15 protein-coding genes are annotated in these 15281 nt (G+C 56.2%); 5 read left to right on the forward strand and 10 right to left on the reverse strand.

What is annotated here, in order from left to right:
- Positions 1-20: 20 nt before the first annotated feature.
- Genes OKF39_RS15915 through OKF39_RS15925 form a run of 3 tightly spaced genes read right to left on the reverse strand, consistent with a single transcriptional unit; the run spans position 21 to position 3783 of the window.
- Positions 21-2195, reverse strand: a complete 2175-nt coding sequence (locus tag OKF39_RS15915; RefSeq protein WP_479983139.1) for a polysaccharide biosynthesis tyrosine autokinase — start codon at positions 2193-2195, stop codon at positions 21-23.
- Positions 2195-2644 carry an arsenate reductase/protein-tyrosine-phosphatase family protein gene (locus OKF39_RS15920; RefSeq protein ID WP_028013831.1) on the reverse strand — a complete coding sequence of 150 codons (450 nt, stop codon included), beginning with the start codon at positions 2642-2644 and terminating at the stop codon, positions 2195-2197. The genes OKF39_RS15915 and OKF39_RS15920 overlap by 1 nt, the downstream gene beginning before the upstream one ends.
- The gene (locus tag OKF39_RS15925; protein ID WP_028013832.1) at positions 2644-3783 is read right to left on the reverse strand and encodes a polysaccharide export protein; all 1140 of its coding nucleotides are present in this window, start codon (positions 3781-3783) and stop codon (positions 2644-2646) included. Before OKF39_RS15925 ends, OKF39_RS15920 begins: the two co-directional genes overlap by 1 nt.
- Before the next feature lie 474 nt (positions 3784-4257).
- Here OKF39_RS15925 and OKF39_RS15930 point away from each other — a divergent pair, with 474 nt between their 5' ends.
- A complete protein-coding gene (locus OKF39_RS15930) occupies positions 4258-4590 on the forward strand; it encodes an RcnB family protein (RefSeq protein ID WP_008500887.1) in 333 nt (110 codons plus the stop codon).
- Positions 4541-5020: a GNAT family N-acetyltransferase gene (locus tag OKF39_RS15935; RefSeq protein ID WP_045259769.1), complete on the forward strand. Its 480-nt coding sequence runs from the start codon at positions 4541-4543 to the stop codon at positions 5018-5020. Before OKF39_RS15930 ends, OKF39_RS15935 begins: the two co-directional genes overlap by 50 nt.
- Before the next feature lie 93 nt (positions 5021-5113).
- On the opposite strand, the gene apbC is transcribed toward OKF39_RS15935, so the two are convergent.
- On the reverse strand, positions 5114-6223 hold the full coding sequence (gene apbC, locus OKF39_RS15940; RefSeq protein ID WP_479983140.1) for an iron-sulfur cluster carrier protein ApbC: 1110 nt from the start codon (positions 6221-6223) through the stop codon (positions 5114-5116).
- Between the two features lie 137 nt (positions 6224-6360).
- Here apbC and metG point away from each other — a divergent pair, with 137 nt between their 5' ends.
- Positions 6361-8394, forward strand: coding sequence for a methionine--tRNA ligase (metG, locus tag OKF39_RS15945; RefSeq protein ID WP_059358525.1), 2034 nt, complete (start codon positions 6361-6363; stop codon positions 8392-8394).
- A gap of 31 nt (positions 8395-8425) precedes the next feature.
- On the opposite strand, the gene OKF39_RS15950 is transcribed toward metG, so the two are convergent.
- From OKF39_RS15950 to OKF39_RS15960, 3 genes are read right to left on the reverse strand one after another with little or no spacing between them, the layout of a single operon-like run.
- Positions 8426-8896 carry a YehS family protein gene (locus OKF39_RS15950; protein ID WP_045259745.1) on the reverse strand — a complete coding sequence of 157 codons (471 nt, stop codon included), beginning with the start codon at positions 8894-8896 and terminating at the stop codon, positions 8426-8428.
- Between the two features lie 46 nt (positions 8897-8942).
- Entirely contained in the window at positions 8943-9662 is a 720-nt protein-coding gene (gene btsR / locus OKF39_RS15955; protein WP_023312443.1) for a two-component system response regulator BtsR, read from the reverse strand.
- Positions 9656-11341, reverse strand: coding sequence for a sensor histidine kinase (locus OKF39_RS15960; protein ID WP_041909056.1), 1686 nt, complete (start codon positions 11339-11341; stop codon positions 9656-9658). The genes btsR and OKF39_RS15960 overlap by 7 nt, the downstream gene beginning before the upstream one ends.
- A 218-nt stretch (positions 11342-11559) precedes the next feature.
- Between OKF39_RS15960 and mlrA the strand changes: the two genes are divergently transcribed.
- Positions 11560-12300 (forward strand): HTH-type transcriptional regulator MlrA, encoded by a 741-nt coding sequence (mlrA, locus tag OKF39_RS15965; protein WP_048959231.1) that lies wholly within the window; start codon positions 11560-11562, stop codon positions 12298-12300.
- Positions 12301-12369: 69 nt separating this feature from the next.
- Positions 12370-12483: a protein YohO gene (locus OKF39_RS15970; protein WP_008500895.1), complete on the forward strand. Its 114-nt coding sequence runs from the start codon at positions 12370-12372 to the stop codon at positions 12481-12483.
- Here OKF39_RS15970 and OKF39_RS15975 read toward each other — a convergent pair.
- Genes OKF39_RS15975 through OKF39_RS15985 form a run of 3 tightly spaced genes read right to left on the reverse strand, consistent with a single transcriptional unit; the run spans position 12458 to position 15279 of the window.
- A complete protein-coding gene (locus tag OKF39_RS15975; RefSeq protein ID WP_045629854.1) occupies positions 12458-13195 on the reverse strand; it encodes an ABC transporter permease in 738 nt (245 codons plus the stop codon). The two genes, OKF39_RS15970 and OKF39_RS15975, sit on opposite strands and share 26 nt — an antisense overlap.
- The gene (locus OKF39_RS15980; protein WP_048957518.1) at positions 13179-14129 is read right to left on the reverse strand and encodes an ABC transporter ATP-binding protein; all 951 of its coding nucleotides are present in this window, start codon (positions 14127-14129) and stop codon (positions 13179-13181) included. The genes OKF39_RS15975 and OKF39_RS15980 overlap by 17 nt, the downstream gene beginning before the upstream one ends.
- Positions 14122-15279: an ABC transporter permease gene (locus OKF39_RS15985; RefSeq protein WP_479983141.1), complete on the reverse strand. Its 1158-nt coding sequence runs from the start codon at positions 15277-15279 to the stop codon at positions 14122-14124. Before OKF39_RS15985 ends, OKF39_RS15980 begins: the two co-directional genes overlap by 8 nt.
- Between the last annotated feature and the right edge of the window lie 2 nt (positions 15280-15281).

The following is a 15281-nucleotide window of genomic DNA, read 5'->3' on the forward strand; positions in this document are numbered from 1 at the left end:
TAAAGAAGTGTCGCGTCACTTTATTCCGGGGTATAGCCGTAGTTGTAATGGCTATAACCCGAGTGGTAATAGAACGCAGCGGATTTCACAATATCATTGAGAATCGCGCCTTCAACCTGGACGCCCATCTGCTGCAGACGCTTCCGACAGTTTTCGATCTCTTTGACGCTGGTTTTACCGAAACGGGCAACCAGCAACGTGGTTGCCGCGGCTCTGGCGACGAGTAGCGCATCCGTTACGGCCAGCACCGGTGGCGTGTCGACAATCACGATGTCGTACTCTTTGTCTATTCGTGACATTACCGTCTGGAAGCGCTCATTCATAAGCAGCTCGACAGGATGCGAAGGCTGAGGTCCACAGGTCAAGACATCAAAGCCACCTTTCTCGAAGCGTTGAATCGCATCCTGCCATTCTACACTTCCCCCCAGCACGCCGGACAACCCATGCTGGTTGTTCAGTTTGAAAATATTGTGAACATATCCCTTGCGCATATCCGCATCAATAAACAGTACCCGTTGACCTGCCTGAGCGGCAATCGACGCCAGCGAGGTGCTCACCAAAGTCTTTCCGCAGTCCTGCGAAGGGCCTGAAATCACCACTATCCGATTAACGGCATTCATCATGGTAAAATGCAGACTGGTGCGTAACCCGCGCACCGCCTCGACAAATATATCCGCCGGACGGTCAACGGGCAGGAAAGGTACGTTTGACGTCCTGTGCTTCCAGTGGGAAGCAAACAGCGTCCTTCTGCGCAAATGCGTTTTTTTCCATAGCCACACTGAACGCGGGAGCGTAGCCAGAAGAGGCATTCCCTGCGCTTCCAGCTGTTCAGACGAGGTGATGCCCCGTTTAAACGCAGAGCGCACCAACACCGTTCCTGCAGAGAGCATCAATCCCACCAGCATACCGAACACAATGATAATCACTTTGTGCGGTTTGACGGGTCCAGGCTGCGTTACTGCAGGGTCAATGATCCGCACGTTTCCGATGGCGCTGGAGCGCGAGATATTCAGCTCCTGCTGACGCGTCAGCAGCTGCAGGTAGATGGTGCGCCCGGACTCAACGTCACGGCTTAAACGCAAAATTTCCTGCTGTGTAGAAGGCATGGATGAGACACGGTTATTCAGACGCGTACGTTGCTGCTCCAGAGTCTGTTTTTTTTCCCGTAAGGCGCGGTAGGTTGGGTGATCCTTTTTGAATAGCTGAGAAACTTCTGCTTCGCGGAACGTCAACTCGTTAAGCTGATTTTCCACATTAACAACCTGATCGAGGACCGTCTTCGCCTCAAGGGATAGATCGACAGAATCGCGCTGCTCTCTGTAGGCGTTCAATCGTGCTTCGGCTTCATCCAGTTCGCGCCTGATTTTAGGTAATTGGTCCTGTAAAAACGTCAGGCTGCGGGTATCTTTAGCTTCCTGGCGCGCAATATTCTGGCTGAGATAATTTTCAGCAATGGTGTTGAGCACCACGGCGATCTTGTCAGGGTCCTCGCCCGTCAGCGTTAAGCTAATAATTCCGCTCTGCTTCGCCGACTCAGAAACAATGAGTCGGCGCTGAAGGGCGTTAATTGCTTCAAGCTTTGTGACGGTTTTGAGGGCAAACCGGGTGCCTGGTGCCGCACTGAGCGAGGTGACAAGCAGCGTTACTCCGTTTTTAACCAGCGTTTTCCCAACAACGCCATCAGCCTCAAGCGTTTTTCCTTCGAGGTGATACCGGCCCTGCTCCTGAACGGTCAGTAAAAGTTCCTGTGGCTTGTCTTCCAGAAGAGGAAGGGTAAGCGCGCCAATTGTCAGTTCACCGGCTTTACGCCCTCGTTCCAGCAGCGGCCCAATGACGGGCAGCACGCGCCGTTTGACGCTGTATGTTAGCCCAAGCTTATCAACGGTCTCTCCCAGAATCATCCGCGACTTGAGCAGCAAGAGTTCGGGCGCAACATCAGGTGAAAGATCGGTACCAAACTGGCTTAAGCTTTTGAGCAACGAGTTGTCCTGCTTCGCTTCTATCTGCACAAGGGCATCAGCTTGATAGATCGGTGTGACGCTATACGCATAGATCCCGGCGCATACGGTGAACAGGAGCGTGATGCACGCTATCATTACCCGATGATCAAACATCTCAGCTAACAGCTGAATGAGATCAATTTCATTATCATGCGGTGTCGCAGCACCAAATTTGTCTGATTTATGAGACGACATTACTGCTTCATTCCTTGTTGACGCAAACGACGAGCCCATTCCTGGCTGGCTTTTCCTAACTGCTCGAAAACATATTCGAAGGCTTCCCGGCTTTTGCGATACGGGTCGGGAATGTCCTTTGTTTCCAGCCACTGACCAAACAACAGCGATTTCCCCCGATTCTCCGGCGCCACTGAGGCAATAAAACGGAGATGCTCTGGCTCCATCACCAGAATCAAATCGGATTTTTGTAACAGAAAACGTGTGACCTTACGCGCCACGTGACCTTCCAGCGAAACGCCATGACGTAAGGCGACTGCCTTTGCAGTCGCATCCGCCGGGCGTCCTTCAAGCCCGAAAATACCTGCCGAGGTCACCTGCGCGTCGGGTAGCTGCTGGCGCAACAGCCGCTCACCAATCGGTGAACGGCAAATATTGCCGGTGCAAACCACGAGAATTGAATTGAACATTATTGCGGCCACGACCTGATGTAACGGACGGTTTCGGTCAGGTCATGTACGCCACTGATGGTGGGTACCAGCTGGGCGATCACACGATTCCAGCGTGAAAGCGGTGCCGTCGTGACATAGACAATGTCGTACGGTTCCAGCTCGAATTCTGTGCTCAGCACCATGGCTGAGGCATCTTCCGCATTGAGTTGATAGATGTTGGCGATTTTGTCTTTCTCGCCTTTTCGTGAAACCGGGCGAATAACAAAAATCCCGGTTGCATCGGCCATATTCTGGTTCAGCCCGCCTGCATTCCCCAGGGCTTCGGCCAGCGTCATGCCGCTACGATCCATCTTAAGGGTGCTCTGTTTAACCACCTCGCCCATCACAAACACTTTCAGCGCGTCGTTCCGGGGAACAAACAGGATATCACCCGGATAAAGCAGCTTATTTTGGGTTAAATCGCCATGTTGCATCAGAGCATAGAGGGAAAGGCGTGAGTCCTGGCCATCATGCGTGAGCACGACGTTACGCCAGTCCGCATCCGCAGAGAGACCGCCCGCGGCGTTCACCGCATCCATTACCGTCAATGGAATATTGGTTATTGGCTGCTGGCCCGATTTCTCAACCTCTCCGGTGATATAGGCTTTTTGAGAACGGAAGGAGGCAACGCTGACGTCCACCTGAGGGCTCTCAATGACCTCATCCAGCCGCGCGGTGATCTCCTCACGTACCTGCGAAACCGTTTTGCCCGCCACTTTCAGCTTGCCGACGTAGGGGTAGAAAAGCGTACCATCGGCGTTAACCCAGTTACCCGCGTCGCTCGCGCTACGGTACTGCCCTGCGGGCGTCGTGAGTTCAGGGTGATCCCAGACGGTGACCGTCAAAATGTCCCCTGAGCCAATGCGGTATTCCCAGTTTTTGAGCTGCTCATCCAGAGTAGGATTTGCCTGAGATTTAGAAACGGGTGGGCGCAGTTTTTCAATCAATCCAGGGGTTAAAGGAAAAACTTCCACGCGTTTGTCCAGCGGATCGTTAATTTCCTCACCGGTAGTGACTTTTTTCCCGGAAAGACTTAAGTTCTGGCCTGGTGAAAATACACATCCTGTTAGCTGGCTGAGCGTCAGAAAGGACAGTAAAAGAGCAGTTGTATTTTTCATTTATATAAAATGTTGATTTATCGTTGCGCTGGGTAGTTAACTCGCAAAAAAAGCAAGCAAGACCTTGAAATATCGTTATTTATTATTTCCCCGTGACACTGTAAAACACACGTTCGCTGTTGTTTAAAAAGTTAAAAAACAGCGCACAATTGCGCAAGAAAACGGAGAGTAATAATACTTTATGCGCCGCGATATTAAATGTTATCCCTTACGAAAGCATTCGCTTAACGGTGCTATTTTGACGTATAAACTTATTTTCAGAATAGATTAATAAAATAATAAAAATAACAAATATTCCGCACAATCAACATTCACCGCAATGATGAGCAACACCGTTATCGACTACCCAAACCCCTCCACTTTTGTTACATTTTTTATCAAACGCATCATGCTTTGATACTTAAAATAGACCGTCTGTCTTGTGCTGGGTGCCCTGCAGACGAAAGTCTCTGAAACAATATCACTGGAGAAAAAATGGCTAAGCGTAAATTGCTGCTTCTGGGTGTATTACTGTCTCTGGCGGGCTCCGCGTTTTCTGCCCCGCAAACCGCCGCTGCGCCATCGGGCATCAAGGCCTATGAAGAACAAGAGTTCATCGCCGATTTCACGAAGTTTAAAATCGGCGATACGGCACCGGCGCAGTATCAAACGCCGGAGTACACCATTAAACAGTACCAGCTGCGTAACCTTCCGGCACCGGATGCCGGTACCCACTGGACCTACATGGGCGAAAACTACGTCCTGATTGGCGATGCAGATGGCAAAATCTACAAAGCCTACAATGGAGATATTTTCTATCATCGCTGATACGATCGTAATCCGTCCGTGGCAGGAGAGCGACCGCCCTTTCCTGCGTACGCTCTACCTCCACGCCCGGCGTGAAGCCTGGCCGTGGCTGGACAGTTCTGCGTGGCAGCTTGAAGATTTTGACGCGGCAACCCTGGACGAAGAGATTTGGGTGGCGGAGCAGGATGGGCACCGACTTGGCTTCGCCTCAGTCTGGACGAACGATAATTTTCTGCACAACCTGTTTGTCGACCCGCAGTATCAGAGCCTGGGCGTCGGACATGTGTTACTTGAGCACGTACAGAAGACGTTTACCAGCACGGGCTCACTCAAGTGTCTAGTGAAGAATGCGCGGGCTATTACGTTTTACCAGCGGCACGGCTGGCACATTGAAGCGACGGGGAATTCTCCTGAGGGAGAATACTATCTTATGCATTACCGGCTTGGGTAAAGTCAGGTGGCGCTTCGCTTACCTGACCTACAAAATCGTATTTCGTAGGCCGGGTAAGGCGAAGCCGCCACCCGGCAATCCAGCGCTGGGGGGTTACACCGCGCGGAAGGCGATTTCACCCGGGATCACTTCACCCTGCCAGTAGAGCTGCGCCGCAACGCGCCCCGCCAGCTGGCGATACTTCTCAGCGAACTCGCTGTCCGGACGGCTGACGACCGTCGGCTTCCCGCTGTCCAGATCTTCACGCAAGGAAATATGCAGCGGCATCTGCCCCAGCAGCTGGGTGTGATACTGCGCTGCCAGTTTTTCCGCCCCGCCCGTACCAAAGATAGGCTCATGGTGTCCGCAGTTGCTGCAGATGTGCATGCTCATGTTCTCGACGATGCCGAGCACCGGCACTTCCACTTTCTCAAACATCACGATGCCTTTTTTGGCGTCGATCAGCGCGATATCCTGCGGCGTGGTGACCACAACGGCCCCCGTTACCGGGATGTTCTGCGCCAGCGTCAGCTGAATGTCACCGGTGCCCGGCGGCATGTCCAGCACCAGATAATCCAGATCCGGCCACATCGTTTCCTGCAGCATCTGCAGCAGCGCTTTGCTGGCCATCGGGCCGCGCCAGACCATGGCGTTATCGTCGGTCACCAGGTAACCGATGGAGTTGGTCGCCAGACCGTGCGCCACGATCGGCGCCATATGCGTGCCGTCCGGCGAGGTTGGACGTTGATTTTCCGCACCCAGCATGTTTGGAATAGACGGACCGTAGATATCGGCATCCAGAATACCGACCTTTGCCCCTTCCGCCGCCAGCGCGAGCGCGAGGTTGACGGCGGTAGAGGATTTACCCACCCCACCCTTACCTGAACTCACGGCGATGATGTTTTTCACCCCGTTGACGCCCGGCTGATTTTTCACACGCTTCAGCGTGGCAATGCTGTGGCTCAGCTTCCAGTCAATCGCTTTCGCACCGGTAATGCGCAACAGCTCGGCGCTGGTCTGCTCTTTCAGCGCGTCAAAGGCGCTGGTCCAGACGAACGGCATCTGCACTTCAACGTGCAGCGTATCGTCCAGCCACGCGACGTGGTGCAACGCTTTCAGCGTAGTGAGGTTATGTTTCAGGGTTGGATGCTGAAAGTTAGCCAGCGTCCCGGCGACCATTGCTCGTAAGGCTTCCGGTGATTTGGCCTGGGATTGAGAACTCATCCCGACTCCTTTGTTCTTGTGAATAAGACCTTAGACAAACAAGTTTACCTGAAAGGCCGTGGTTTGTGCTTACTTAATAATGCCCCTTTTGGTAATATCGAAAACCCTTTTCACAGTTAAAAGAAGTAATGCCTACTATGACTCAAGTCGCGAAAAAAATTCTGGTAACGTGCGCCCTGCCGTACGCCAACGGCTCAATCCACCTCGGCCACATGCTGGAGCATATCCAGGCTGATGTCTGGGTCCGTTACCAGCGAATGCGCGGCCACGAGGTTAACTTCATCTGTGCGGACGATGCCCACGGCACGCCGATCATGCTTAAAGCGCAGCAGCTGGGGATTTCCCCGGAGCAGATGATTGCCGAAATGAGTCAGGAGCATCAGACCGATTTTGCTGGCTTTGACATCAGCTATGACAACTATCACTCCACTCACAGCGACGAAAACCGCGAGCTGTCTGAGCTGATCTACACCCGTCTGAAAGAGAACGGTTTCATCAAAAACCGCACTATCTCTCAGCTGTACGATCCGGAAAAAGGCATGTTCCTGCCGGACCGTTTCGTCAAAGGCACCTGTCCAAAATGTAAATCCCCGGATCAGTACGGCGATAACTGCGAAGTCTGCGGCGCGACCTACAGCCCGACCGAACTGATTGAGCCCAAATCCGTGGTATCCGGCGCCACACCTGTGATGCGTGATTCCGAGCACTTCTTCTTCGACCTGCCGTCCTTCAGCGAAATGCTGCAGGCGTGGACCCGCAGTGGCGCGCTGCAGGAGCAGGTGGCGAACAAGATGCAGGAGTGGTTCGAATCCGGCCTGCAGCAGTGGGATATCTCCCGCGATGCGCCGTACTTTGGCTTCGAAATCCCGAATGCGCCGGGCAAATATTTCTACGTCTGGCTGGATGCGCCAATCGGCTACATGGGCTCCTTCAAGAACCTGTGCGACAAGCGGGGCGACACCGTCAGCTTCGACGAATACTGGAAGAAAGACTCTACCGCCGAGCTGTACCACTTCATCGGCAAAGACATCGTTTACTTCCACAGCCTGTTCTGGCCGGCCATGCTGGAAGGCAGCAACTTCCGCAAGCCGACCAACCTGTTCGTACACGGCTACGTCACGGTGAACGGCGCCAAGATGTCCAAGTCCCGCGGGACGTTCATCAAGGCCAGCACCTGGCTGAACCACTTCGACGCGGACAGCCTGCGCTACTACTACACCGCGAAGCTCTCTTCCCGCATCGACGATATCGACCTGAACCTGGAAGATTTCGTGCAGCGCGTGAACGCAGACATCGTCAACAAGGTGGTGAACCTGGCGTCCCGTAACGCGGGCTTTATCGCCAGGCGCTTTGACGGCGTAATGGCCGCTGAACTTGCGGACCCTGCCCTGTACCAAACCTTCACCGACGCGGCAGCCACCATTGGCGAAGCCTGGGAAACGCGCGAGTTCGGTAAAGCAGTGCGTGAAATCATGGCGCTGGCTGACCTGGCTAACCGCTATGTGGACGAGCAGGCGCCGTGGGTTGTCGCTAAACAGGAAGGCCGCGATGCCGATCTGCAGGCCATCTGCTCCATGGGCATCAACCTGTTCCGCGTGCTGATGACGTACCTGAAGCCGGTTCTGCCGCAGCTGGCAGCCCGCGCTGAAGCGTTCCTGAACACTGAACTGACCTGGGATGCAATGGCGCAGCCGCTGCTCGGCCACAAGGTGAACACCTTTAAGGCGCTGTATAACCGCATCGAGATGAAGCAGGTTGAAGCGCTGGTCGAAGCCTCTAAAGAAGAGGTGAAAGCGGCTGCAGCACCGGTAACCGGCCCGCTGGCGGACGATCCGATTCAGGAAACCATCACCTTTGATGACTTCGCTAAAGTCGACCTGCGCGTGGCGCTGATTGAAAACGCAGAATTCGTGGAAGGCTCTGACAAGCTGCTGCGCCTGACGCTGGATCTCGGCGGCGAGAAGCGCAACGTCTTCTCCGGCATCCGTTCTGCCTACCCGGACCCGCAGGTGCTGATCGGCCGTCAAACCGTGATGGTCGCTAACCTGGCGCCGCGCAAAATGCGCTTCGGCATTTCCGAGGGGATGGTGATGGCAGCAGGCCCTGGCGGGAAGGATATCTTCCTGTTAAGCCCAGACGAAGGCGCGAAGCCGGGTCAGCAGGTGAAATAACAAAAAAGCCGGAGATAATCTCCGGCTTTTTTTATGGTTTCGGGTGATGCACCCGATGGGTCAGCCCGCGCAGGAAATTACGCAGAAACTGGTCGCCGCACTCGCGGTAATTTTTGTGGTCCGGCGCGCGCATCATGGCAGTAATTTCCGGCATCGACACGCGGTATTTCTGCTCGGTCATGATCGCCTGGATATCGTCCGTTTTCAGCGAGAAGGCGATACGCAGCTTTTTCAGCACCGTGTTGTTGTTCACGCGACGCTCCAGCGCCAGCTCGGGCGCGGAGTCATCTTTTCCACGTTTATCGTAAATCAGCCCGTTCAGAAAACCCGACAGAATGATGTCCGGGCAGCGGACGAAGCCCTCTTCGTCCTCTTTGGTCATCCAGGTATCAAAATTTGCAGACGTGGATTCCATGTCGGACAGCGCAAGAATGCGCACCATGTCGTTATTGTTTGCTTTCAGGGTGTAGCGCAGGCTACGAAGAATATCGTTACTTAGCATAGAGCCTTCGAATGTCGATGATGCAATGGCGCGCAGTGTACCAGTTTTACAGGCCAATCGCCTCTTTCAAACTTTTCAGATAGCGGCGGCTGACGGGGACGGTCTGCCCGGCGCGCAGCACCAGCTCGGCCTGACCGTTATCTTCCAGACGGATCTCCTTCAGGTGCGCCATGTTCACCAGATACTGACGGTGACAGCGAATCAGCGGCGTGCGGCTCTCCAGCGTGCGCAGGGTCAGCTCGGTAAACCCTTCGTTCCCTTCCGCGCTGGTGACAAACACCCCGCTCAGGCGGCTGCTGACAAAGGCCACATCATCCATCTGCAGCAGATAAATCCGGCTGTGCCCGGTGCAGGGGATAAATTTCAGCGGCTGCTGGTTCTCCGGCAACAGCGTAACGTCCTGGACGGTTCGCTCCTGGCGTAAGCGGGTGAGCGTTTTTTCCAGCCGCTTCTCTTCAATCGGCTTGAGTAAATAATCGAACGCGTGCTCCTCAAAAGCCTTAACGGCATATTCGTCGAACGCCGTCAGAAACACGATGTAGGGACGATGCGCCGGGTCGAGCATGCCGACCATCTCCAGCCCGCTGATGCGCGGCATCTGAATGTCGAGGAACAGCACGTCCGGGCGCAGCTTGTGCACCGCACCGATGGCCTCAATGGCGTTGGCGCACTCCCCCACAATCTCAATGTCTGGCTGCTCCTGCAGCAGAACGCGCAGGTTTTCCCGTGCCAGCGGCTCGTCATCCACGATCAGCACTCTTAACATGCGTTTTCCTCCAGCGGCAGTCGAACGGTAATACGGGTAAAACGGTCAGGCTCGCAGGCGACGGTAATGCCACAGTCGTCGCCAAAATGGGCGCGCAGACGTTTATCAACCAGGCTCATCCCTAATCCGCCCGAAGCGGAAGGCTGGTACAGCCCGGCGTTATCTTCAATATCCAGCACCAGATGGTGGTTAAAACGGCTGGCAGCAATGGTTATCTCCCCTCTCCCCAGCAGCTGCGAGGTACCGTGCTTGATGGCGTTCTCCACGATAGGCTGCAGGGTAAAGGCCGGAAGATGCTGATACGCCAGCTCGTCCGGAACGGAGAGCGACACCTGCAGGCGGGACTGAAACCGCGCCTGCTCAATTTGCAGATAGGCATTCACGTGCTCAATTTCATCGGCGAGGGTCACGATCTCTGACGGGCGCTTCAGGTTTTTACGGAAAAAGGTCGACAAAAACTGCACCAGCTGCGCGGCCTGATCGCTGTCGCGGCGGATCACTGCTTTGAGCGTGTTGAGGGCATTAAACAGGAAATGCGGATTGACCTGGGCGTGCAGCAGCTTAATTTCAGACTGCGTCAGCAGGGCTTTCTGCCGTTCATACTGCCCGGCCAGAATTTGCGCGGAAAGAAGCTGGGCGATACCCTCCCCCAGCGTGCGGTTGATGGAGCTGAACAGACGGTTTTTCGCCTCATACAGCTTGATGGTGCCCATCACTCGCTGATTTTCCCCGCGCAGCGGAATGACGAGCGTGGAGCCCAGCTTGCACTGCGGATGCAGCGAGCAGCGGTAAGGCACTTCGTTACCGTCGGCATACACTACTTCGCCGGTTTCAATGGCGCGCAGCGTATAGGTCGACGAGATCGGTTTGCCCGGCAGGTGGTGATCGTCTCCGGTGCCGGTAAACGCCAGCAGCTTTTCGCGATCGGTAATGGCCACCGCGCCGATATCCAGCTCTTTATAGAGCACCTGCGCAACCTTCATGCTGTTCTCTTCGTTAAACCCCTGACGCAGGATCCCTTCGGTCGAGGCGGCAACCTTCAACGCCGTGGCGGAAAAGGCCGAGGTGTACTTCTCAAACATGGCGCGCTTGTCCAGCAGAATACGCATAAACAGCGCCGCGCCGACGGTGTTGGTCACCATCATCGGGGCGGCAATACTGCTGACCAGGTGCAGCGCATCCTCGAACGGGCGGGCAATCAGCAGAATGATTGCCATCTGCGCCATTTCAGCCACAAATGTAATGGCCCCGGCGGTAAGCGGGCTAAACACCTTGTCCGGGCGACCGCGCTTAATCATATAGCTGTGCACCAGGCCACCAAGCAGCCCTTCGACGATCGTCGAGATCATGCAGCTGAGCGCCGTCATCCCGCCCATGGAATAGCGATGCAGCCCACCGGTTAAACCGACAAGACCACCGACGACCGGGCCGCCCAGCAGCCCGCCCATCACCGCGCCGATGGCGCGCGTATTAGCAATAGAGTCTTCGATGTGGAGGCCGAAGTAGGTCCCCATGATGCAAAAAATAGAGAAGGTGACGTAGCAGAGCAGCTTGTGCGGCAGACGTACGGTGACCTGCATCAGCGGAATGAAAAGACGCGTTTTGCTCATCAGCCAGGCAATGACCAGAAACACGCACATCTGCTGAAGCAACAGCAGCACCAGGTTAAACTCGTACATACTCAAAACCGCACACGCTAAAAAACGCGTAACATACACGGATGCGGCTGAACTTTCTTTGAAGCGCCCCAAAAAAGCGCAAAATCGTGTCCGTTATCACATCTTTTTCTGCACATCGTGCATGGTTCGCATTATTTGTTTAAAAATTAATCAATCCTTCCTGGTTCGGCAAAGTGGGTCTACAGTTAAGCTGGGGACGCGTAAGCCAGGGGGCAAATATGGCGCTTTACACAATCGGTGAAGTGGCACTCCTTTGTGATATCAATCCCGTTACCCTACGGGCGTGGCAGCGACGGTATGGATTACTCAAACCGCAGAGGACGGACGGTGGTCATCGCCTTTTCAACGATGCCGATATCGACCGGATCCGCGAAATCAAAAGCTGGATCGACAACGGGGTGCAGGTCGGGAAAGTAAAGTCCCTGCTGAGCCAGGACGACCCGGACACGCAACGCCTCTGGCGCGAGCAGCAGGAAACGCTGCTGCGGCTCCTGCAGGCGGGTAACCTGCAGCGACTGCGCGCCTGGATCAAAGAGCAGGGTCGCGATTATCCGGCGAAAACGCTTATCACCCATCTTTTCATTCCGCTCCGTCGGCGCCTGCAGTGCCAACAGTCTACCCTGCAGGCGCTGCTCAGCATGCTTGACGGGGTGCTGATCAACTATATCGCCGTCTGTCTTGCCTCGGCGAAGAACAAGGCAGGAAAAGATGCGCTGGTGGTCGGCTGGAACGTGCACGATACCACCCGTCTGTGGCTGGAAGCGTGGATCGCCACCCAAAAGGGCTGGCGCGTGGATGTCCTTGCGCACTCGCTGGGGCAGCTCAAACCCGAGTTTTTCGACGGCCAGACCCTGCTGGTCTGGTGTGGCGAAGTGCCGTCCGCCACGCAGCAACAGCTGCTGACGGAGTGGCGTGAGCATGGTTATCCGGTTTATTCCCTTGGCCCGGATGAGCCATAACGGCATTTAATGGTTCATTAACAGCTGCGCTTCACCGTATAATTGTTCCGTTAACAACAGGAGCACATGATGAAGGCAACCAAACTCGCCATTATTACCCTTTTTGTCCTGATGGCCGTAAGCGGTATCGGCGGCGTGATGCTTGCAGGATACTCGTTTATCGTTCGTGGCGGTGTCGGCTGAGGTACAGCGCCAGCCGCTCAAAAAGGCGATCGACAACGATGGCCGCCAGCGCGACCAGCACCGCCCCCTGCACAATATAAGCCGTATTAAACCCGCTTAAGCCGATGATGATCGGCGTTCCCAGCGTATTGGCACCGACCGTAGACGCAATGGTCGCCGTCCCGATGTTAATGATCACCGACGTGCGGATCCCGGCAATAATAACCGGTGCCGCAAGCGGCAGTTCTATCTTGCGCAGCCGCTGCCATCGGCTCATCCCCATCCCTTCCGCCACGCTTAAAACAGACGCCGGGACCGCCGCAACGCCCGCCAGCGTGCCCTGCAGAACGGGCAACACGCCGTACAGAATCAGCGCAATAATCGCGGGCTGCTGACCAAAACCCATCACCGGCACCGCTATCGCCAGCACCGCCACTGGCGGAAACGTCTGCCCAATGGCCGCCACCGTCTCCACCAGCGGACGAAACTCCCGGCCCGCAGGTCGCGTGACCGCGATGCCCGCTCCTACTCCCAGCACCACCGCGATGACGCTTGAGAGCGCCACCAGCCAGAGATGCGCCAGGGCAAGGTTAATAAAGCTCTCCTGCTGATACACCGGCCGCGGTAGCCCCGGAAAAAGAGTGTTAAACAGCGCCGCGCTGTGAGGCATCAGAAACAGTAAGGCGACAAAGAGCGCTACCAGCCAGAGGAGTGGATCACGCAGTGCCTTCACGCGTCACCTCCCCGGCCAGCAGATCGCGAAAATGCAGGCTGCCGCACGGCGCACCCCGGACATCCGCCACGGGCAGGACTTCGCACCGGCGCGCGACAAACGCGGAGAGGGCATCCCGCAGGCTCATCTGCTCCTGTAGCGGTTCCCCGCCGGGCGGTGCATTCTCACGGCGCATATAGTCTCCGACCGTCCGCAGGGAGAGCAGCCTGACGCCCAGCTCGCTGCGGCCAAAAAACTCGCGTACAAAGTCATTCTTCGGGCTGGTCAGCAGCGCAAGCGGCGCGCCCTGCTGCACCACCTCGCCGTGGTCCATCAGCACCAGATGGTCGGCCAGGCGCAGGGCTTCATCTATATCGTGCGTCACAAGGACGATGGTTCGACCAAGAATGCGGTGAATGCGGGTCATCTCCGTTTGCAGCGCCCCGCGCGTAACGGGATCCAGCGCGCCAAAGGGTTCATCCATCAGCAGCACCTGCGGGTTAGCCGCCAGCGCGCGCGCCACGCCCACGCGCTGCTGTTGCCCACCGGAGAGCTGGTGAGGATAGCGGTCGCGCAACGCGGGCTCCAGCCCCAGCAGAGACATCAGTTCATCAACGCGGTCAGCGATTTTAGCCCGCGACCATTTCTCCAGCTGCAGCACGGTGGCGATGTTCTGTGCCACCGTCCAGTGCGGAAACAGGCCGATAGATTGAATGGCATAGCCCATTCGGCGGCGCAGCTCCAGCACCGGCAGGCTGCGGATCTCTTCCCCGGCAAAGCGAATTAACCCGCTGTCATGCTCCACCAACCGGTTGATCATCTTCAGCGTGGTGGATTTTCCCGAGCCCGAAGTGCCAATCAGCACGGAAAATGCCCCCTCGGCAAAGTTCAGGTTCAGATGGCTTGCCGCCGGGCGGCCGGCAAAGGTTTTACTCACATCATGAAATTCAATCATTGGCTCTTCTCCTGAGCAGCGCGAGCCATAAGGCAAACAGGGCGTCGACGACAACCGCCAGCGTAATGGTAGGGACTACGCCTAACAACACCAGATCGAGGGCGCTGCTCAGCAGCCCCTGGAACACCAGCGCGCCAAAGCCGCCCGCTCCAATCAGCGCGGCAATCACCGCCATGCCAACGGTCTGAACTGCCACCACACGCAGGCTGCGCAGCAGCAGGGGCAGCGCCAGCGGGAGCTGAATCTTCCAGAAACACTGTCGCGCGCTCATCCCCATCGCATGGGCGCTTTCCAGCACATCCGGCGCAACCTGGCTTAAGCCCGCGACTACGCCGCGCACCAGCGGGAGCAGCGCGTACAGCACCAGCGCAATCAGCGCGGGCGTTAGCCCCGTTCCGGCGATACCCACCGCGCCCAGCGCGGGAAACGACTTCACCAGCCCGGCCAGAGGGGCAATCAGCAGGCCAAACAGCGCAACGGAGGGAATGGTCTGGATGACGTTGAGTACAGCAAAGATGCTACCCTGACGTGAGGGATGACGATAACACCACATGCCGAGCGGTATCCCGATCAGCAGCGCCGGGATCAGCGTGCCGAAAAGGATCGTCAGATGTTGCGCCAGGGCATCATCAAACACCTCCTGACGGTTGGCGTACTCTTTTAACAGCGAGAGGTTGTTCAGTTCACCGCTGAACAATAACAGCAGCGGAATAGACCATATCTGCGCATTAAGCACCCAGCGCCAGACAGAACTGGCGATGAGACGACGAATCGCATCGCTGCTGGCCAGTAAACACAAAGCCAGCCAGAGCCACAGGCCGCTGCCTGGCGTGGTTCTCGCCAGCGGACTTTCCGCCGAGGCCATATGCGTTGCCGCCAGCCCCGCGCTCCAGAACAGCGTGATAAAGAGACCTTCCGAGAGCAGCAGCGTCAGCCACTGCGCCGTTCGCCCTTGCCAGAGCGACAGTGCAACCCACGCGGCCAGCGCAGCCGCCAGCCACCACGGCGTGAACGACCATACGTCCCAGAGAGCACGCCCTTCCCCCGACATCAGGCGGTTAGGCGCGACGTTCACAAACGGTAACGCGACCGCCGCGATGGCCACGCAGGCCAACAGCAGCAGTACGCGGTTATGACATTTTATTGGCACAG

Source organism: Enterobacter cloacae complex sp. HYC042_NIDB, from assembly GCF_056673315.1.